The organism is Pseudomonas orientalis (genome assembly GCF_022807995.1).
Lineage (GTDB): Bacteria > Pseudomonadota > Gammaproteobacteria > Pseudomonadales > Pseudomonadaceae > Aquipseudomonas > Aquipseudomonas orientalis_B.
Genome location: NZ_CP094351.1, coordinates 2,912,668 through 2,931,606, shown reverse-complemented (window position 1 = coordinate 2,931,606; position 18,939 = coordinate 2,912,668). Strand labels below are relative to the sequence as shown.

12 protein-coding genes and 1 pseudogene are annotated in these 18,939 nt (G+C 60.3%); 6 read left to right on the top strand and 7 right to left on the bottom strand.

Going from position 1 to position 18,939, the window contains the following annotated elements:
- The first annotated feature begins 96 nt into the window (after positions 1 to 96).
- Positions 97 to 5,799 carry an SET domain-containing protein-lysine N-methyltransferase gene (locus tag MRY17_RS12975; protein WP_243352190.1) on the top strand — a complete coding sequence of 1,901 codons (5,703 nt, stop codon included), beginning with the start codon at positions 97 to 99 and terminating at the stop codon, positions 5,797 to 5,799.
- Between the two features lie 21 nt (positions 5,800 to 5,820).
- On the opposite strand, the gene MRY17_RS12970 is transcribed toward MRY17_RS12975, so the two are convergent.
- From MRY17_RS12970 to MRY17_RS12955, 4 genes are all read right to left on the bottom strand, one after another.
- Complete coding sequence (locus MRY17_RS12970) at positions 5,821 to 7,008, bottom strand: EAL domain-containing response regulator (protein ID WP_243353936.1); 1,188 nt, start codon at positions 7,006 to 7,008, stop codon at positions 5,821 to 5,823.
- A 69-nt stretch (positions 7,009 to 7,077) separates the two neighbouring features.
- Entirely contained in the window at positions 7,078 to 7,461 is a 384-nt protein-coding gene (locus MRY17_RS12965; protein ID WP_181283269.1) for a response regulator, read from the bottom strand.
- Entirely contained in the window at positions 7,446 to 8,786 is a 1,341-nt protein-coding gene (locus tag MRY17_RS12960; RefSeq protein WP_181283268.1) for a sensor histidine kinase, read from the bottom strand. Before MRY17_RS12960 ends, MRY17_RS12965 begins: the two co-directional genes overlap by 16 nt.
- A 423-nt stretch (positions 8,787 to 9,209) precedes the next feature.
- Positions 9,210 to 9,650 (bottom strand): Lrp/AsnC family transcriptional regulator, encoded by a 441-nt coding sequence (locus tag MRY17_RS12955; protein WP_181283267.1) that lies wholly within the window; start codon positions 9,648 to 9,650, stop codon positions 9,210 to 9,212.
- Between the two features lie 109 nt (positions 9,651 to 9,759).
- On the opposite strand from MRY17_RS12955, the gene MRY17_RS12950 reads away from it, so the two are divergent.
- A complete protein-coding gene (locus MRY17_RS12950; protein WP_191952868.1) occupies positions 9,760 to 10,683 on the top strand; it encodes a DMT family transporter in 924 nt (307 codons plus the stop codon).
- A 58-nt stretch (positions 10,684 to 10,741) separates the two neighbouring features.
- Here MRY17_RS12950 and MRY17_RS12945 read toward each other — a convergent pair whose 3' ends face one another.
- Positions 10,742 to 12,721: a peptidase U32 family protein gene (locus MRY17_RS12945; protein ID WP_243352189.1), complete on the bottom strand. Its 1,980-nt coding sequence runs from the start codon at positions 12,719 to 12,721 to the stop codon at positions 10,742 to 10,744.
- Between the two features lie 709 nt (positions 12,722 to 13,430).
- The gene (locus MRY17_RS12940) at positions 13,431 to 13,811 is read right to left on the bottom strand and encodes a RidA family protein (protein WP_191952867.1); all 381 of its coding nucleotides are present in this window, start codon (positions 13,809 to 13,811) and stop codon (positions 13,431 to 13,433) included.
- A 182-nt stretch (positions 13,812 to 13,993) separates the two neighbouring features.
- On the opposite strand from MRY17_RS12940, the pseudogene MRY17_RS26650 reads away from it, so the two are divergent.
- Both MRY17_RS26650 and MRY17_RS26645 read left to right on the top strand, forming a co-directional pair.
- Positions 13,994 to 14,761, top strand: a pseudogene (locus MRY17_RS26650) (PAS domain-containing protein); the annotation flags it as partial.
- A 93-nt stretch (positions 14,762 to 14,854) separates the two neighbouring features.
- Positions 14,855 to 15,349 carry a methyl-accepting chemotaxis protein gene (locus tag MRY17_RS26645; protein ID WP_411566738.1) on the top strand — a complete coding sequence of 165 codons (495 nt, stop codon included), beginning with the start codon at positions 14,855 to 14,857 and terminating at the stop codon, positions 15,347 to 15,349.
- Between the two features lie 60 nt (positions 15,350 to 15,409).
- Here MRY17_RS26645 and MRY17_RS12930 read toward each other — a convergent pair whose 3' ends face one another.
- Positions 15,410 to 16,279, bottom strand: a complete 870-nt coding sequence (locus MRY17_RS12930; protein ID WP_243352186.1) for an isocitrate lyase/PEP mutase family protein — start codon at positions 16,277 to 16,279, stop codon at positions 15,410 to 15,412.
- Between the two features lie 290 nt (positions 16,280 to 16,569).
- Here MRY17_RS12930 and MRY17_RS12925 point away from each other — a divergent pair, with 290 nt between their 5' ends.
- Positions 16,570 to 17,526 carry an ABC transporter substrate-binding protein gene (locus tag MRY17_RS12925; protein ID WP_243352185.1) on the top strand — a complete coding sequence of 319 codons (957 nt, stop codon included), beginning with the start codon at positions 16,570 to 16,572 and terminating at the stop codon, positions 17,524 to 17,526.
- 23 nt (positions 17,527 to 17,549) lie between these two features.
- On the top strand, positions 17,550 to 18,893 hold the full coding sequence (locus MRY17_RS12920) for an LLM class flavin-dependent oxidoreductase (RefSeq protein ID WP_243352184.1): 1,344 nt from the start codon (positions 17,550 to 17,552) through the stop codon (positions 18,891 to 18,893).
- Positions 18,894 to 18,939: the final 46 nt, after the last annotated feature.

Here is an 18,939-nt window from a genome sequence, read left to right as displayed (position 1 = left end):
ATGGGCGTTGGAGGGCTCTGGCCGGGTGCGGGTTCAAACAATCAGAGCCCGGTGCAAGTATTGGTTAACACATGGGCCGGATTTTCTTGATCAAGATTGACCACGCAATGCACCGAAGGCGCGCTGCACGCGTGCGACTGGATCTTTTTACATGGACAGGTACTCATCATGGCGGGCATTTCCCCCACCCTTACGGATACTCGGCTGCCACTTCCCAATCCCGACCACCCATCAGATGCTGGCGCTCCGCCGGTTTTGCCCAGTGAGCAGGCCGCTCCCCGCAGCGCCGCGAAAACACCTCTGGGTCATTTGGCTGGGGCATTGTCGTGGCCGATTCCCCCGGATGCAGACGAACAACGGCGCTTGCGTCTGATCACCCTCAACCACGCTCACCATCTGGGCGATCAGCCGCTCGTGATGCAAACTCGAGGCGGCGTACTGGAGTTCCTGCGCTATCACCAACCGCTGCCGGCAGAGGTTGGCAATGACCCCGCCAGAATAATCGAAACGCTGGTGGACTCGCCCCAGGGCCAACTGATGGGCAAGGCTCTGCAGCAGCGCCTTCAGGGCATCGGCAACCCCACGGATTATCTGCTGGCCGGCATCACCCTCCAGATGGACCCGGAGTCGATCGGCAATCCCCATCGCCACAAAATAGCTGGCTTCGATCTGTCCAACGAGCACTACTGGGGCCTGCACCCGTGCGACCTGGTGAAGGGGCTCGCCCATCACTTGAGCGCCGAAGGCAAAACCAGCGCCGGCCTTGCGGACGTCGGGGCTTACCTGTTGCTGGCCAGGTCGGCGCCGCAGTTTCTGATCAACGATATTCCGGCGACAGTCAAAGTCGGCAGCCACGCCTGGGCAAGCCTGACCATCGCAGCAATGACGATCGAGGCCCAGATCCCTGGAAAAGTCCCTGGAATGGCCTTTGCCGATGTCATGAGCACGGCCGACAACGCCCGTGCAGCGGCCCCCGCGATAACCCAAGCCGTTGGAATGGCGACGTTGCTCGATTGGGGCGTTACCCACGGGGTGCTGACGAAAAGAAACAACGACGACTATCTCTTCGCACAACTCCAATCTGTGCAGGTCACGTTTAACGCACAGCTTCAAGTCCGGCTCTCTGCCTCCAGCGCGCTGGACAAGGAACTGCCCACGCGCGCGGGCATCGCCCGGGAGAAACTGATCGAACGTTTTGGTGATTTGGGCAACTTTTTCGAGGAGAAAATCTTCAGCACGGATCAACGCCTGGGGGCTTCCGAGCAAACGGGACTTGGGGGGAGCCATTCTCTATTGGATATCGCCATGATGGACTGGCCCAATCCCAGACCCTTCAAAGTGGACGCCCTCGCCAGCTCACTCAAGGTCGATGATGTGCACACCGTGCTGGCGGCATTGAATGCCAACCCCCGGTTTGGCGTGCGGGAGGCATTTGAAACGCGCTTTAACCGCGCAATTGAGCAGAAAAAATCCGCTGTCACTACTACGGTCAGGCACTTGATCGCTCAACTGCCCTTGGAAGACCGGAAAAACGTCGAGTTCGGCACTATCAGCTTTTTTCAAGAAGGCTCCTATGTCATCGGTGGGGGATTTACCGACAGAACCCCTGGCCCGAACAAACCGGGGTTGCTGGTCAAAACCCAGCGTGACGGCGCTCTCACCCAAGCCTATGAAATCAACTTCAACAAGGGCACGATAGAACGCACGGCCTTATCCAGAGCGAAAAACCAAGAGTTACGTACGGCTAATCGGGTTTCCACCACCAAAACGTTCATACCCCGTGACGCGGCTGATTTCGCGCGCGCAACCGTTGCAAACGACTTGCCTCCCAACAGCTTCGACAGTCAGCGGTCCCGCCGGGTGGGTGAGGCCTTTGTCGAACACCTTGAACTCGACGACCCTGCCATCAAGGAGCAGGCTCGCGGGCAGACCACTCTGGACAAACTCCAGGGCGGACCCAAACCCCTGAGTGAGTTTTTGTTGAACCTGGTCCCCTTCAAATCCGCCATCGTCAATTTTCAGAAGGGCGATTATGGCGACGGGGCGCTTGATCTCGCATTGGATGTATTCGGCTTCCTCACTGCAGGTGTCGCCGTTGCGGGAAAATTGATCAAGATCGGGCGTTCTGCCCTGGCCACCGGCGCCAAGGCGTTAAGGGCGGCCAATGTGATTGGCGTCGCGAGCATCGAGATGCTCAACCCCGTCAGTGGGTTGGGAGGGATAGCCAGTCTTGTGGGCAGCGGTGGCCTTTATCTGTTCTCCAAAGGCGCCAAGGTCGTCAACCGGCTCAGGGGCGCCTCCGGCAGTTACGACGTGCTCAAGGCAGTCAGCAAAGAGTATGACGCCGCAGCACTCGGTTCCCTGAACGTTGCCGGCCAGGCGGTGGAAGGCGGTGCCGTGCTCAAGAATGGCCATTGGTATGCGTTCGATGCCGACACGATGCGACCGTATGGCAGCCCGCTTGAAGCGTTCAAGGTCGAAACCCGGGCTATCGCCGGCGAAGTGGACATTGCCCACCTCGATGAGCTGAGTGAGTTGAGCCACGAGCTGTTTGGGCACTTCAAAGTGCCAGACACCCGCATCGCGGGGCTGACACGCAACAGCCAGGGCGTATACGTAGCGACCGATGGGCACCTGTCGCATATATGCCATGTCGACAGCAGCGGCGAAATGGCGGTGTATGAGGTGCGGCAGGTAACTCGAACGCAGGACGGCGTTGTGCAGGCGCGGGTGTACCACAACAACCGGCAGACCGAGTTGCTGGTCCAGCATGTGCAGGGTGACGAATGGCGACGCCTGGGCGCGCCCGGGGGCGGGCAGATCACGGCTGAGCATTTGCGGGCCTGGGAGGCGTTGTCTCCAGAGCAACAGGCAAGCGTCACTCGCAAGGGCTTTGCCAAAAAGAATCATCTTCCCCAAAAAACCTTTGAGTACTACGTGAAGCCTGACGGGCAGTTGAGCTCCACCGGCGTGATCGTGCGTGATCGCCCCGCCGTTACATCCCCCATCAAGGTGAACGAAACGCATCTGCGCGATTGGCAAAACATGACACAAGTAGAGCGTGACGAAATGACCTTGGACGGATTTATCGGTCTTCATAATCTTCGGCCGACGACGATCAGGTCGTATGTGCGTCACAATGGCACCCTGACGAGCAAGGGTGATGCGCTGGTCCAGGCGGCCGATCCCACCAGAAGTAACCAGATAGCCGATGATCATTTACGTCAGTGGGATGAGCTTTTCGCGCAGGTGGACAACCTATTGACGTCAGAGCAGTTCGCGACCCAGCGAGGGCTCAACCCACGTAGCTGGGCAAGGCTCGTTAACGCCGATGGTTCGTTGACGCAGGACGGCGCGAGGCGTTTGGAGCGGGCACGACAGGCCAGCGCAATTCAGGCCTCAACCCCCATGGCTGATCATTTGCGCCAATGGCAGGTGCTGCCCCATGAACAACAGCAAAGCCTTACCCGAGAGGGTTTTGCCCGACAGAAAAACATCCACCCGACAGTTTTTGAGCGCTACGTGCAACCCGATGGTCAACTGACCGCTACCGGCGTGGCGGCGCGCGACCGGGCGCCCAACACGCCCTTCCATAAGGTGACTGAAACCCACCTCAGTGCCTGGCAGAATTTGTCACAGTCTGAGCGTGACGCCTTGACCTTCAAAGGGTTTTCCGAGCTTTATCATATCAATCCAAATACGTTCAAAACCCATGTGCGGCAAAACGGTACCTTGAGTCCAATCGGCATGGATTTGCAGGGCAGGACGACCGGTGTCGTCTTCAATACGATTACCGATGACCATTTTCGTCAGTGGAAAGCGCATGCCGAAAACTTGGATAACCGGGTCACGCAAGCGCAGTTCATAACTGATAACAGACTCAATTCAGCTATCTGGAGAGTGTGGGTCAATGTTGATGGCTCCTTGAAAAAAAACGCCTCGGCGCGTCTTGAACGCGCTGCACTGGGTCAGATAACCCATATGCCGAGCGCGCCCATGAAAGGGATCACGGCTGAACATTTGCGCGAGTGGCAGGCGTTGCAGGCGGTGCAACAGCAAAGCCTTACCCGTAAGGGCTTTGCCCGGCAGAAAAATATCCGCCCGAGAGTCTTTGAGCGCTACGTGCAACCCGATGGTCAACTGACCGATATCGGCGTGGCGCTACGCGACCGAGCGCCCAACACGCCCTTCCATAAGGTGACGGAAACCCATCTCAGTGCCTGGCAAAGTTTGTCACAGCCGGAGCGTGAGGCTTTGACCCTCGACGGGTTTTCCGAGCTCTATCATATCAATCCGAATACGTTCAAAACTTACGCGCGGCAAGACGGTATCCCGAGTCAAGCTGGCATAGAGTTGCTGGGCAGGGCGGCCGGTGTGCCCCCTGAGACGATTACCGATGATGATCTTCGTCTGTGGAAAGCACACTTGGAGAACCCGGATAACCCGGTCACGCAAGCGCAGTTCATAGCAGACAATGGGTTCCATCCAGCCACCTGGAGAGACTGGGTTAATCCTGATGGTTCCTTGAAAAAAAAGACCTTGGAGCGCCTTGAGCGCGCCGCCCTGGTCCCAAGAACCCATACGCCGAATGCGCCCATGAGAGTCGTCACGGCTGAACATTTGCGCGAGTGGGAGGCGTTGCCTGCTGCGCAACAGCAAAGCCTTACCCGTCAAGGCTTTACCCTCCAGAAACATATATCCCGTAGAACTTTTGAATACTATGTGCAGCCTGACGGCAAATTGAGCAGTACCGGCGTCATTGTGCGCGACCGTGCTACCAATACACCGTTTGATCGCGTGAGCGATACCCATATCACTATGTGGATCGATATGACCCCGCAGGCGCGTGGAACCATGACCATCGAAGGTTTCGCCGGTCATCACAATCTTAATGTGGATACGTTCAGGACGTATGTACGGACTGATGGCAGCCTGAAGCATGCCGGCAAAACGCTGGTGAATCGATCACTATTAAAACGACCTGCGCCGGCCCCTTTGGACGCGCCGCAACCGAAGGTTGTGGATCTGACTCCGCACCCCGAGGCGCCCCACGGCCCAGAGGCCCCGGGTCCATCTTCCGTCGTCCCGCCCGTCGTGATCAAGATTGAGCCCATTGTGTCGCCGCCATTACCTCGCCATCGAATCGACAACACGCTGCCGATTCTTCAGGACCCGCAAAACCCCAGGCTCAGCTTGACCCAAGCCATTGAGGGCCCCATCGATACGATCCGCGTCACCCACTGGAATGGCTTGCTTGATGGGCTCGATAGTGCCACCAGGCAGCGGATTTCCATGCAAATGAAAGCGTCGATCAAAGACTGGCTGCGTACCGAAGGCCAGCACCAGTCACGGTTTGATGAAATCCTTGAGGTGGTCACGGCGCTCGATGACGGCGGGCCAAATCGCGGTGCGTCGGTGTGGGCGCGGCGCGACATCGCCCAGTTTGAAGTCCTTGGCCCGTATGCGGGCAAATACCATGCATCAGAAGCGTCACTGTTCGCGGAACAACGCAAGCAAGGCTCTCGGGCGGTGCTGACTTACCTGTTCGGCACCCGTTCCGGCAATCGTTCGGTCAGTGCGCTGCATACCGGCAACACCTTGAGCCTGATCAACACATCGCAATTGGGCACGGGGCCTGCGTGGAAGTCGAATAATGTCATCTCCGTCGCGGTAGGAAAAAACCTGACGTTCTACGTGGCGCTGAACGACATCAAGAAGGGCGAGGAGTTATTGGTGGACTATGGACCGCTCTATAACACCGTGCCTGATATCGCGATCAAGCCGGACCCGGTCCAGTGAGTATTAGCTGAAGCAGGCGTCTCACTTGATCCGGTCCAGCAACAAGCGCTCCAGCGTTTCCACCGGCAATGGCCGGCTGAACAGATAGCCCTGGATCTGATCGCAGCCGGCCTCTTTGAGGAATGCCAACTGCGCCTGGGTCTCCACCCCTTCGGCCACTACCCGCAGCTTCAAGCTGTGGGCCAGTTCGATGATCGTGCGGGTAATCGCCGCATCCTGGGGGTTGGTGGTGACTTCACGGATAAACGCAATGTCGATCTTCAGGGTGTCGATGGGGAAGCGGCGCAGGTACGCCAGGCTCGAATAACCGGTGCCGAAATCATCGATGGCGATCTTCACGCCCATGGCGCGCAAGCGTTGCAGGGCGGCGATGGTGTGTTCGGTGTTTTCCATCAGCGAGCCTTCGGTGAGCTCCACCTCCAGCCAGTGAGCGTCAACCCCGGTGTGGGCCAGGATGTGCTCGATATCGGCAATCAGGTCACCTTCGATCAACTGGTGCCCCGAGACGTTGACCGACACTTCAATCGCACCGAGGCCGCTCGACTGCCAGGCGGCAATCTGTTCGCACACGCGCTCGATCACCCAACGTCCCACCGGCACGATCAGCCCGAGGTTTTCCAGGATCGGCACGAACACCGCCGGCGATACCGCGCCGTAGCCTGGCCGATCCCAGCGCAGCAGGACTTCCAGGCCGCAGACTTCGCCGTTGGCCAACTCGACCTTGGGCTGGTAGTGCAGGGCAAACGCTTGTTGATCAACCGCTTGGCGCAGGTCGTTCTCCAGGTCTTGTCGGGCCAGGTCGTGCACATTCATCTGGGCGTGATCGCCGCCGCGCTGTTGCAATTGCTGCTCCAGCATCAGGCTGTGTTGCTTGAGCTCGTCGCCATGGGCCTTGAGCCGCAGCAGGTTGCGCACCCGCAGCCACAGCTCGACGCGTTCGACCGGCTTGCTGATGAACTCCTCGGCGCCGGTTTCCAGGCCGCTGACCCGTGCGCTGGATTCGCTCAGGGCCGACAGCATGATGATCGGGATATTCGCCGTGACGGGGTTGGCCTTGAGCTGGGTGGCCACTTCGTAGCCGTCCATGCCGGGCATCATGATGTCCAGCAGGATCAGGTCGGGCGGCTGCTGCGCCACCAACTGCAAGGCTTCTTCGCCGTTGCTCGCGCTCAGGGTCTGGTAACCCTCATGCTGCAGCAGGGTTTCCAGGAGTTTGCGGACCTAGGGTTCATCGTCAACGATCAACAGGGTAGCGGGTGAGCTGGCCATGGAGAGAACTCATGCGGGAGGTGTGATGGGCGGGTTCAGCAGGCTGTCGATCACCTGGTACAGCTCCTTGTAGCGCAGGGGCTTGGTGACGTAGGCATCGCAGCCGGCCAGGCGGGTTTTTTCCCGGTCTTCCTTCATGGCCATGGCGGTAAGGGCGATCACCGGGATGTGCGCGGTGAGCGGGTCTTGCTTGAGCAAGCGGGTCGCGGCCAGGCCGTCCATGCCTGGCAGTTGAATGTCCATCAGGATCAGCGCCGGTTGTTCGTTACGGGCCAGGGTCAGACCGCTTTCGGCATCCGCCGCCCATTGCACGGTGTGCCCGGCGGTTATCAGCAACAGACGCGCCAGGCGCATGTTCGCTTCGTTGTCTTCCACGATCAGGATTGTGGCCATGCGGCCTCCGGAATGCGGTGCAGCGGCAGCCACACCACGAAACGGGCGCCCAGGCCTTCACGACTGGCCACGGCCACGCTGCCGCCGTGCAGCTCGGTCAATTGCTTGACCATCGCCAGGCCCAGGCCGGTGCCTTCGAATTTGCGCGCCAGGCTGCTGTCGATCTGGCTGAAGGCCTTGAACAGCTTGCCCATGTCGTCCGGGGCGATGCCGATACCGGTGTCGCTCACGCTCAGCTCGAGAAATGCCGGGTGGCTGCCGGGCGGCAGGGTGAAACCCTGCACCGGCCAATCGCCCGGGATGAGCCCGACCTGGTCACGCCCGACTTCACGCACCACCAGAGTCACGGTGCTGCCGTGCTCGCTGAATTTCACGGCATTGGCCAGCAGGTTGTAGACGATCTGCTTGGTCTTGCGCAGGTCCAGTTGCAGCCAGCCAAAATCCTGCGGATTGTCCAGCGTCAACTGGATGCGCTGCAGGGCGGCTTTTTCACGCACGATCAACAGGCTGTTGGCCAACAGGCCGGCCAGTTCCACGGGTTCCAGTTCAAGGTCCATCATCCCGGCCTCGACTTTGGACAGGTCGAGGATGTCGTTGATCAACGCAAGCAAATGCTGGCCGCTGGTGAAGATATCACCGATGTATTCGCGCTGGATCTCGCTCAAGTCGCCTACCAGCCCGTCTTTGAGCGCCTCGGAAAAACCGATCACCGCGTTCAGCGGCGTGCGCAGTTCATGGGACATGGTGGCGAGGAATTCGGACTTCATGTGGTTGGCATGTTCCAACTCCAGGTTCTTTTCCTCCAGGGCGCGTTCAAAGCCTTTGCGCTCGGCTTCTTCCTGCTTGCGCGCGGTGTTGTCGGTGCCGATCAGCAGGTAACCGATGATCGTGTCATGCCGGTTGCGCAGGGCCGTCACCGAGACCATGGCCGACAGGCGACTGCCGTCCTTGCGGATATAGGTCAGTTCGTAGATGTCTTCGATGCCACGGGAGGCCTTGAAGACCAGGGCTTCGAAACCCGGCGTGATCGGCGTATCGAGTTCCAGGCTCAGAGCGGCGGCGCGGGTAATCAGTTCGGCCGGGTCGGAGATGTCGGCGGGGGTGATGCGGTTGAGTACATCGGCAGCGGCATAACCGAGCATGCGTTCGGCGCCGACGTTGAAGATTTGGATCACACCTTTTTCGTCAGTGGCGATGCTGGAGAAATACGCGCTGTTGAAGATCGCATCCTGCAGCGCGCCGGTCTTGAGCAAGGTTTTCTGGCGCTTGAACTCAACGATTTTTTCAGCGCGTGATTGGGGCGGGTCGGGTAGAGGGGTGTCCATTGCCAGGCATTCCGTGAACTTCAAGCGTGCCATCGGCATAGCGCGATGGCGCAGAACATGCTCACAGAAGATCGCGCGGACGCGATGAGGAGGAGATGAGTTCGTTGGACAATAGCAGAGATTATGGCGTTTTGATGGCCGAGCGCAGCCTTTAGACGCAATAGCGTCCGCATTTCAATGATTTACGTGCTTTTTCGCTTGTGCCTGATGCACGGCAGCGGCCGTGCTGGCGGCGCGCTATTGCCAATTCCAGCGGCTGCTTGCGGCAGCGAAAACCCTTCAGGATTCAATCGACGGCTGGAGCAGAACCAATGTGGGAGGGGGCTTGCCCCCGATAGCAGTGTGTCAGTCTCCGATGTGCTGACTGACACTCCGCTATCGGGGGCAAGCCCCCTCCCACAGGTATGTGCAGCGTTCTATCAGTCAGTCGGCCAACGGCGGCAACCGCCGCTTCACCGGGGTTTTCTTGACGATGGCGGTGTTGGTTTCGGCATACCCGTTGATTCGGTCCAGCAGGCTGTCCAACTGATCCATGGTGCGCACATGCAGGCGGGCGATGAAGCAGTCTTCGCCGGTGACCTTGTCGCATTCGGTGAATTCGGGGATTGCCTGGATCTGGCGTTCCACTTCCTGCAACTTGCCGGGCAGGGGACGGATGCGCACGATGGCTTGCAGCAGGTAACCGAAATGTTTGGGGTCGATATCGACGGTGTAGTGGGTCAGTACGCCGCGCTCTTCCAGGCGGCGCAAGCGTTCGCCGACGCTCGGCGAAGACAGCCCGGTGATGCCGGCCAGGGCCTTGAGAGACAGGCGCGAGTCATCCATCAAGGCGGCGATCAGTTGCTGGTCGATGGTGTCAATCACGGGGTTCGCCTAATAAATAAAGGTGATTCGAGGTTCCGGCCTTTTTTAGTCGCTGGAGCGGCTGCCTGCCAGATTGCCATAATCGAACCTCACTTGAGGAGCATCAATTATGGATACCGCTGTCCGTCGCGGAATGTGGGAAATGATCGCCGCCATGCTGATCTCCGGCACCATCGGCTGGTTTGTGCTGGTGTCCGGCGTGTCGGTGATCGAGGTGGTGTTCTGGCGCTGTCTGATCGGCGCGCTGGCGCTGTTGCTGGTGTGCGCCTTGCTCGGTTACCTGCGGCTGGACTTGCTCGGTTGGGCCAGGTTCGGGCTGGCGGTACTCAGCGGCGTGGCCATTGTCGGCAACTGGCTGCTGCTGTTCGAATCCTACGCGCGCGCTTCAATCGCCATCAGTACGGCGGTGTACAACGTGCAGCCGTTCATTTTGGTAATGCTGGCGGCAGTGTTTCTCGGTGAGCCGATTACCTTGCGCAAAATCACTTGGCTGAGCGTGGCGTTCCTGGGCATGCTGGCGATTGTCACCGCCCATGGTGAGCAGCAGGGCGGCGGCGACTATCTGACAGGCATCGCCCTGGCCCTGGGCGCTGCTTTTCTGTACGCGGTTGCCGCGCTGATCATCAAGCAGCTCAAGGCGGTGCCGCCGCATTTGATGGCGCTGATCCAGGTGACCACCGGTGCCGTGTTGCTGGCACCGCTGGTGCCCTGGGACCATTTGCCCGCGTCGACCGGTGCCTGGGCGGCGCTCGCAACCCTGGGCCTGGTGCACACGGGTTTGATGTATGTGTTGTTGTACGGGGCGATACAAAAGCTGCCGACCGCAATGACCGGCGCCTTGTCGTTCATCTATCCGATTGCGGCGATTTTCGTCGACTGGATTGCGTTCGGACATCGTCTCGGATGGCTGCAATGGCTGGGTGTGGCGGCGATTCTGTTGGCGGCGGCGGGGTTGCAGCGGGGCGGGTGGTGGCCCCGTAACCTCGGTAGGAGCGAGCTTGCTCGCGAAGAACGTAAGGACGCCGCGTGTTGACCCGATGCGCTGCGTTATCGTTAACGTTCTTCGCGAGCAAGCTCGCTCCTACAGAACGTCAGTGCGTGCCCTGAAAGATGATGTTTTGCGGGTTGAAATGCTCCACGGCGCTGCCCGGCTGCGGCAATCCGAGGATGTGCCCCTTGATCTTGCCGACCACGTGCATCTCGCACGGTTTGCAGTCGAACTTCAGCGTCAGTACCTCGTCGCCATGGATCAACTGCATCGGCGCCACCTTGGTTTTCACGCCCGTCACACCCTTGGCCTGTTTGGGGCACAGGTTGAACGAGAACCGCAGGCAGTGCTTGGTGATCATCACCGGCACTTCGCCGGTTTCTTCGTGGGCTTCGAAGGCCGCATCGATCAGCTTCACCCCGTGACGGTGATAGAAGTCGCGGGCCTTCTGGTTGTAGACGTTGGCCAGGAATGACAGATGAGCTTCCGGGTACACCGGCGGCGGCGTGGTCTCGGCCTTGCGCCCGCCACGTGGATGCGCGGCCACGCGAGCGGCGGTCAGTGCTTCGATCACTTCACGGCGCAGCGCCTTGAGTTGCGAGTTGGGGATGAAGAACGCCTGCGGCGCATCCAGCTCGATGCGGGTGGCGTGGTACTCGGTGGTGCCGAGCTGGCCCAGCAGGTCGCGCAGGGTGTCCAGGGCCTGTTCCGGCTTGTTGGCCACACCGAACGGGCCGGGCAGGGTGACACTGGCGCTGATGCCTTCTTCGCTGGTAGCGGTGACGTCCAACTGTTCTTCACGCAGGCGCGCGACCCACGACAGGCCGATACGGCGCTCGGCCGAGGTCTTGAGCAGCGCCTGTTGCCAGTTATGGTCCAGGTTGCGGTTCAGCGGGTGATTCGGGCGCAACTGATGCAGGCCGGCCGGCATTTCGTTGGGTTCGACGCGATAACGGTAGCGCTTTTCGCCGTCTTCCTCGAATTCGCCCTTGGGCTCTGCGATGTTGGCGCGAAACCCCACCACTTCACGTTTGACCAGCACGTTCAGACCGTCGCCGTTGGACAGCGGCTCGTGGGTGACCACCTGCAAATCGCGTTTGCCGGCCTTTTCCACCACTCCCACCGGCAGACCGGTGAAGGTCGGGGTATCGAAGGCGCCGATGTCGATCTTGCGGTCACTGACAAAGTAGTCGGTACTGCCACGGTGGAAGGTTTTTTCCGGGTCCGGCACGAAGAAATGCGCGGTACGCCCGCTGGAGGCGCGGGCCAGGTCCGGGCGGTCTTCGAGGATCTCGTCCAGGCGCTGGCGGTAGTAGGCGGTAATGTTCTTCACATAGCCCATGTCTTTGTAGCGGCCTTCGATCTTGAACGAACGCACGCCGGCCTCGACCAGTGCGCGCAGGTTGGCGCTCTGGTTGTTGTCTTTCATCGACAGCAGGTGTTTTTCAAAGGCGACGACACGGCCCTGATCGTCCTTCAAGGTATACGGCAGGCGGCACGCCTGGGAGCAGTCGCCACGGTTGGCGCTGCGGCCGTTCTGCGCGTGGGAGATATTGCACTGCCCGGAGAACGCCACGCACAAAGCACCATGGATGAAGAACTCGATGGCGGCATCCGTTTCGTCGGCGATGGCGCGGATCTCTTGCAGGTTCAGCTCGCGGGCCAGCACCAACTGGGAGAAACCGGCCTGGTCGAGAAACTTTGCCCGGCCCAGGGTGCGGATATCGGTCTGGGTGCTGGCGTGCAGTTCGATGGGCGGAATATCCAGTTCCATCACGCCCAGGTCTTGCACGATGAGCGCATCCACACCGGCGTCATAGAGCTGATGGATCAGCTTGCGGGCCGGCTCCAGCTCGTTGTCGTGCAGGATCGTGTTGATTGTAGTGAACACGCGGGCGTGGTAACGACGGGCGAATTCCACCAGTTGAGCGATATCGCTCACCTCGTTACACGCATTGTGACGGGCACCGAAGCTCGGCCCGCCGATGTAAATGGCGTCGGCGCCATGCAAGATAGCCTCGCGCGCGATGGCCACATCGCGGGCGGGGCTGAGCAATTCAAGGTGATGCTTGGGCAAGGACATAGTTTTTTTAGTCAGGCTTGTCACGGTCGAGGCGCGCATTGTAGCTGTGAAATGCCTGACCGGCATCTACCATAGGGCTGTCAGCCCGGGCCTCCTGGCAATACATGACAAATGTGGGAGGGGGCTTGCCCTAATATCGATCAGTTAGCGCAGATCCCCTGTGGGAGGGGGCTTGCCCCCGATGGCGGCCTCTGGGCTGGCCAGGATGCTGGATCAGATCGAGTACATATCCGTTTCTTCGGTAACGGCTACTTAGGGTTCCGCTTTTACAGCGGCTCACTTTTGAAAAGCGCAAAAGTAAGCAAAACGCTCTTGCCCCACCACTCGGCACCTCGCCTAGGCTCGGTGTGCCCGAACGCAGGCTTGAATCCGTGGGCCGCCGCAATGGGCCATCCCTGGCCCAGTGCGGCTAACCCGGCGTCCTGCCGGGTTGCCCACGGATTCAAGCCTGCGTTCGGCCAGCGTGGTTTAACGGGGCGCCTAAGATCAAAAGCCAGATCAAGATCAAGAGCGACTCGCTTCGCATCGTTGTTAGGGTTGAGCGCTACAGAGTTGTGTAGATACCTATGTTTCGTTCGCTTAACTGACAGGCATTAGGGCTTGCCCCCTCCCACATTTGGATCTCGGAACTTCAGGTAAATATGTGTTGGCTGTCCGGCCGTCACGGGGGCAAGCTCCCCTCTTACATTTGCTACAGCATCCCCAGGTATCAGGCCTTGGCGGCCATCGCGGTGACTTCAACCCGCATGCCCTTGACGGCCAGTTCGGCAACACCCACCGCCGCCCTTACCGGCCAGGGTTTGGCGAAAAAGCGCTTGTACACTTCGTTGAACGCGGCGCGGTCGGCCATGTCGGTGAGGTAAATGGTCAGGTGCATCACCCGGTCCAGGGAGCTGCCGGCCTTTTCCAGGGCGACTTTCAGGGCTTGCAGGGTGCATTCGCTTTGCGCCGTGATGTCGCCCAGTTCCAGGCTGCCATCGGCGTGGGTCGGGATCTGGGTGGAAACGAGGATGCCGTTGAAGCCGATCACGTCGGATGAGATGGACTCCGCATCCGGATCAGGGGTGAAGTGTAGATCGTGGTTTGCCATGAAAACCTCTCGCGTTGGCGTAAACGTTGCCGGGCAGTCTAACCATTGACGGCCGGCAGGTCACGGTGGCCGGAAGTGGCTTTTTTGACGCCAGAAAAGAAAATCCTGCGCCAGGTAAAGTCGCTCAAGGCCGCGCCGATAGCGAGTTAGAGACTGATTCTCTGCACGCTGAGGGTGACATCATGTTCAACACAAAGCTCAAACAAGAACTGACGGCCAGGACGGTCGAAGTCAATGAGTACAAAGGACTGATTGCTGCACTCGAACGCTCCATGGCCGTCGTCGAATTCGACCTCAACGGCAAGGTGTTGCGTGCCAATGACAACTTTCTGAATACCCTGGGCTACAGCCGTGACCAGTTGGCCGGCAAGACCCATCGCGACTTTTGCTCTCCAGCCCTCACCGGCAGCCCGGCCTACGCTCAGTTATGGAGCGACCTGCGCGCCGGCAAGTTTGTCTCCGGCACGTTCAAACGCATGCACAGCAGCGGCGCGACCATCTGGCTGGAGGCGAGCTATAACCCGCTGTTGGATGAGCGCGGGCAGGTGCTGAAGGTGGTCAAGTACGCGCTGGATGTCACCGCCAAGGTAGAGCAGGAAGCCGCCACCCGCAGCAAACTCGCCGCACTGGACCGGGCGATGGCGGTCATCGAGTTCGATTTGAGCGGCCAGGTGCTGGACGCCAATGCCAACTTCCAGCATGTGATGGGCTACTCGCTGGCGGAACTCAAAGGCAAGCACCACCGGATGTTTTGCGAGCCGAGCCTGATCAACAGCAGTGAATACGCCGATTTCTGGCGCCACTTGAACAACGGTGAGTTTTTCACCGGCCAGTTCAAACGACTCGGCAAGCACGGCCGGGTCGTGTGGCTGGAAGCCAGTTACAACCCGGTTTACGACGGCGACGGCAAGCTGGTCAAGATCGTCAAGTTCGCCAGCGATATCACCGAACGCGTCGAAAAGTTCGAGGAGGACTCGCGCGGGGCGTCGCGGGCTTATCATATTTCATCGGAGACCGAGCGCTTTGCCGAGCACGGCACCCAGGTGATCCAGGACACCGCCACCGAGATGCGCCGCATTGCCGAGAATATCGGCGCATCGGCGCGCCTGGTAGGGCAGTTGGGCGATCGCTCCGAGCAGATCACCGCGATCGTCAACACCATTCGCGGGATTGCCGACCAGACCAACCTGTTGGCGCTTAACGCCGCCATCGAGGCGGCACGCGCCGGCGATCAGGGACGCGGCTTTGCGGTGGTGGCCGATGAGGTCAGGCAACTGGCGGGGCGTACCAGCCGCTCCACCGCGGAAATCGCTGAGATGATCGGCATGATCCTGAACGAAACCCGTGATGCCGTGAGCAGCATGAACGCCACCCAGGAAGGTGCGCAGCGCGGCGTGAACCTGGCCGATCAGGCCGGATCGGTGATTTTGCAGATCCGCACCAGCACCAGCGATGCGGTGCAGGCGGTGAGCATGTTTGCGTCCAAGCTGGACGAGTCAGAAGTCATTCCCAAGACCGCGGTGGGTTGGGTCGGATAATGCCGGTCCATTAACAGCGCGCGCCCGGTGCTGATCGCCAGGATCAGCACCGGGGCGGTATTACTCCTTCACATCCATGAACTCTTCAGCCCACGCCACATAGCTTTCCGGCAATGTGTAGGTGTGGGTCAACTCCGTGGCGCTGAGGTTGGAGGTGCTGTGGGTGAGCTGGCGTTGCGCGCGCAGGCTGTCGTAAGTGGCCTTGATCGCGGCAAAGTAGGCGCCATGCCCGGCCACCACGATACGCACACCCAGACTGGCCAGGCGCGCGCTGTCATGCAGTTGCGGGTTGCCGTAGGTCACCAGCATCAACGGTACGCTGAGGTTTTCGGCGATTTTTTCCAGGTGATCGAAGTCTTTGACGCCGACCATGCAGATGCCATCGGCGCCGGCCTTTTCATAGGCCTGGGTGCGGGCGATCACGTCTTCGGTGGGCAATACACCGGCGTTGGTGCGGGCAATGATCGACAATTCCGCGTCCACACGCGCCTCGAGGGCCGCCTTGACCTTGCCGATGCCTTCCTCGACGGAAATCAGATCCGTGGATTTACGCCCGAATTGCGCTGGCAGGAGGGTGTCTTCGATGGTCAACGCGGCAACCCCGGCGCGTTCCAGTTCTTCAACCGTGCGCATCACGTTGAGGGCATTGCCGTAGCCGTGGTCGGCGTCGGCAATGAACGGCAACTGCGCCACGCGACCGATGCGGGTGGCCTGCTCGACGAACTCACTCAGGGTAATCAACGCAAAATCGGGTGCCGCCAGGACCTGCAGGGAGGCGACGGAGCCGCCAAGGATACCGACCTCAAAGCCCAGGTCCGCCGCGATACGCGCGGACATGGGGTCGAAAACCGAGGCGGTTTCGACGCAGATAGGCTTGGCAAGCAGTTCGCGGAAGTTGCGGCGCAGCGCTGAGTGAGAAATCTTGGGCATGTTCTTTCCTGGCTCTGGTCATCGTCAAGTGACGATCAATGTCTATTCGTGGTGGCGCGAGATTACCACGGGGACGGGCAGGGGTTTATGACGTTTGAGCGTTCAGCACAGACGGATGGGGCAACCGGGATGGGTGGTTAAAATGCAATATCTGCATTTTACAGAATTAGGTTATGCGCTAAAGATATTTTACACGGCGTTCTTATAACCTCATCGTAGCGCCACGACTATCACCGAGACCGCACGCGCGGATCGACTTGACGTGCCTCACAAGGCATCTGGAGACGAACGTGCGTTACCTGACAAACCTGGCGGCCGGGCTGGCCACCGCATTGATCTGCCTGAGCACGCATGCGCAAACCCTGGTGGTGGGCGATCAGAGCTACAACACCCAAGCCGTGATGGAAGCGGCGGGCGTGCTTGAAGACCTGCCCTACACCCTGGAATGGAAGCAATTCACTGCCGGATCGCCGGTGGCCGAAGCGCTCAACGTCGGCAGCCTGGATATCGGCCTGCTCGGCGATGCGCCTGTATTGTTTCTGGGCGCGTTGGGCGCGCCGATCAAGGTGATTGCCATCAGCCGGCAAAACCTGGCGGGCGTGGCCATCCTGGTGAAACAGGATTCGCCGATCCACAGCCTGGCGGACCTTGCCGGCAAACGCGCCGCCATCTGGAAAGGCTCCTGGAGCCAGCAACTGCTGCTGAGCGCATTGGATAAGGCCGGCGTCGACTCTGGTTCCCTGGAGCTGCGCTACCTCAGCGCACTGGATGCATCCCATGCGCTGGAAGGCGGTTCGGTCGACGTCATCGCCACCTGGGAACCCTATGTCACCCAGCAGGAACGTCAAGGTGCGCGGGTACTGGCGACGGCCGAGGGGTTGATTCCGGCGCAGAGTTTTATCGCCGCCAACGCCACGGCGCTCGACAGCAAGCGTGCGCCCATCAGCGACTTTCTCCAGCGCCTGACAAAAGCCCGCGACTGGGCACGTCAGAGCCCGGCCAACACCAATGCCTACGCCGACGCCTGGGCCAAACGCACCCGCGCCGACGCCGGGATCGCCCGCGTCTGGTTTGCCCGGGCGCGCACCACGCTCGAGCCGCTGAGCGCCCAGGCACCTGTGCAAGCGCAGAAGACCGTGGACTTTTTCGCCAGCCAAGGCCTGGTCAAATCGTTCCCTGCCGCCAGCCTGTTCGACTTCTCCTTCAGCGCGGCCCTGCAGCCGGCCGTCGCGCAAACACAGCCCTGAACACCCCAAGGACTTCCTCTGACATGACCCAACGACAGCTCAAACTGGGCGCCTTGACCATGGGTAGCGGTGGGCCGGGCCGCCACAACCTGTGGCTCGATCCGCAGCTGCCCGCCGACGCCAGCGTCAACATCGACTGGTATATCGATATCGCACGCCAGGCCGAGGCGGCGCTGTTCGACTTGATCTTTATCGTCGACAGCCAATTCATCACCCCGGGCTCGCCGTCCCATTACCTCAATCGCCTGGAGCCGCTGACGTTGTTGTCGGCACTGGCCGTCAGCACGCGGCATATCGGCCTGGTCGGTACGCTGACGACTTCGTACAACGCGCCCTATAACGTTGCGCGGCGCCTGGCCTCCCTGGACTTGATCAGCAAAGGCCGCGCCGGCTGGAACGTGGTGACCAGCGGCGACGCCGGCACCGCCGGCAATTACAGCCGTGACGAGCATTACGACTACACCACGCGCTACAGCCGCGCGGCCGAACACGTGCAGGTGGTGCAGGGGCTGTGGAACTCCTACGAGGACGACGCCTTCGTGCGCGACCGTGCCACCGGGCAATTTCTCGACCCGAGCAAACTGCACAGCCTCAATCACCAGGGCGAACACTTTTCGGTGGTCGGCCCGCTGAATATCCAGCGCTCACCCCAGGGCCAGCCGGTGATTTTCCAGGCCGGGGATTCCGAGCAAGGCCGCGACCTGGGGGCCGCGACAGCCGACGTCATCTTCACCCATGCCGCCAGCATCGAGCAGGGCCAGGCGTTTTACCGGGATATAAAGGGCAGGGCGGTGGCCTCAGGCCGTGACCCGGAGCAACTGTTGATCATGCCGGGGGCCGAGGTGTATGTCGGCGACACCGATGCGCACGCCCGCGAAATCGAGCAGCATTATCATCAGGTCGACCATAGTTTCGAGCTGGCACTGAAAGAGTTCGGGCGTAATTTCGGCTGGCATGACTTCAGCCAGTACGACCTCGATGCGCCCTTTCCTCAAGAAAGCCTGGAGGCTGCGCGCAGCAGCTTTTTCACCGCTGCCCAGCGCATTGCCGACCAGGCCCGTGAGAAAGGCTTCAGCCTGCGCCAGGCGGTGGAGTTTGGTCGGCAACTGCGGCCGGGAGCCTTCACAGGCACGGCCGACACGGTTGCGCAGAAAATGGCGGATTGGCTGCAGGCTCGCGCCGTGGATGGGTTCAATATCTACATCGGGCATCCGGAGCAATTTGCTCGATTTACCCGGGAGGTCATACCGTTGCTGCAGGAGCGGGGCGTCTACCGGACTGCGTATGAAGGCACGACATTGCGTGAAAGCCTGGGGTTGAACATTCCGCCGTTTGCGCGGCGTTTAGCCGGGCAGCGTGAACGCTGAACAGTCACCGCCCGATTTGGCATAACTGCTGTGCGGATCCAGGGAT

Coding starts and splice junctions, on each gene's coding strand:
- MRY17_RS12965 (WP_181283269.1), bottom strand. CDS start 7,461: ATGGCCACAATCCTGATCGTGGAAGACAACGAAGCGAACATGCGCCTG.
- MRY17_RS12960 (WP_181283268.1), bottom strand. CDS start 8,786: ATGGACACCCCTCTACCCGACCCGCCCCAATCACGCGCTGAAAAAATC.
- MRY17_RS12950 (WP_191952868.1), top strand. CDS start 9,760: ATGGATACCGCTGTCCGTCGCGGAATGTGGGAAATGATCGCCGCCATG.
- MRY17_RS12945 (WP_243352189.1), bottom strand. CDS start 12,721: ATGTCCTTGCCCAAGCATCACCTTGAATTGCTCAGCCCCGCCCGCGAT.
- MRY17_RS12940 (WP_191952867.1), bottom strand. CDS start 13,811: ATGGCAAACCACGATCTACACTTCACCCCTGATCCGGATGCGGAGTCC.
- MRY17_RS12930 (WP_243352186.1), bottom strand. CDS start 16,279: ATGCCCAAGATTTCTCACTCAGCGCTGCGCCGCAACTTCCGCGAACTG.
- MRY17_RS12920 (WP_243352184.1), top strand. CDS start 17,550: ATGACCCAACGACAGCTCAAACTGGGCGCCTTGACCATGGGTAGCGGT.